This window comes from Thermobrachium celere DSM 8682, assembly GCF_000430995.1.
Classification (GTDB): Bacteria; Bacillota; Clostridia; order Clostridiales; family Caloramatoraceae; genus Thermobrachium; species Thermobrachium celere.
Window position 1 is genome coordinate 1,975,540 of record NZ_HF952018.1, and the last position, 1,000, is coordinate 1,976,539.

3 tRNA genes and 2 rRNA genes are annotated in these 1,000 nt (G+C 48.9%); all 5 read right to left on the reverse strand.

The annotated features are described in order from the left end of the window. Positions 1-230: 230 nt before the first annotated feature. Positions 231-307 (reverse strand) — tRNA-Ile (locus tag TCEL_RS10375). A gap of 5 nt (positions 308-312) precedes the next feature. Then, positions 313-388 (reverse strand) — tRNA-Ala (locus TCEL_RS10380). Between the two features lie 181 nt (positions 389-569). Continuing rightward, positions 570-644 (reverse strand) — tRNA-Asn (locus TCEL_RS10385). A gap of 12 nt (positions 645-656) precedes the next feature. Then, a 5S ribosomal RNA gene (gene rrf / locus TCEL_RS10390) occupies positions 657-771 on the reverse strand. Positions 772-799: 28 nt separating this feature from the next. Then, positions 800-1,000 (reverse strand): 23S ribosomal RNA (locus tag TCEL_RS10395); the annotation flags it as partial.

Below are 1,000 nucleotides of genomic sequence, written 5' to 3' on the forward strand. Positions count from 1 at the left end.
GGGTGTGCCCTCCTTAGCCTATGGATTCAGCTAAGGATGCATGGCGTTAGCCATGCGGGTTCCCCCATTCGGACATCTGCGGATCACAGCCTGTTTGCGGCTACCCGCAGCTTTTCGCAGCTTACCACGTCCTTCATCGGCTCCTGGTGCCAAGGCATCCACCATGCGCCCTTTGTAGCTTGATCTTCATTAAGAACTTGTTACCTTTGGCTGTGCAGTTTTCAAAGAACTGGTGGGCTCAAGTGGAATCGAACCACCGACCTCACGCTTATCAGGCGTGCGCTCTAACCGTCTGAGCTATGAGCCCATATATGGTGGAGATGAGGAGATTCGAACTCCTGACCCCCTGCTTGCAAGGCAGGTGCTCTCCCAACTGAGCTACACCCCCATCACGCTTAATTATAATATCAAAAATATAATGTTATGTCAACAGATCAAAATAGATTTTTTGGTGTTAATTAATTACAATGATCAAAGCAAAAATTGTTAAAGGTAAATAATTTGCTTAAACACATAAAGCAAAAAATATAAAAAAGAGGTTGCTTTTGCAACCTCATATATTTTCTAGATGGCTCCACGGAGAGGACTCGAACCTCCAACCCTCCGGTTAACAGCCGGATGCTCCACCATTGAGCTACCGTGGAATATTAAGTTTGATCCGGCAACGACCTACTCTCCCACACCGTGCGGTGCAGTACCATCGGCCCTGCGGAGCTTAACCTTCGTGTTCGGAATGGGAACGGGTGTTTCCTCCGCGGCATAGTCACCGGATTAGTTCTTTCAAAACTGCACAGCCTGTATGATCAAGCCCTCGACCTATTAGTACCAGTCAGCTAAACGCCTTACGACGCTTACACCTCTGGCCTATCAACCTGGTGTTCTTCCAGGGGTCTTACTAGCTTAACGCTATGGGAAATCTCATCTTGAGGTGGGCTTCGCGCTTAGATGCCTTCAGCGCTTATCCCATCCGAACATGGCTACCCAGCTGTGCCGCTGGCGC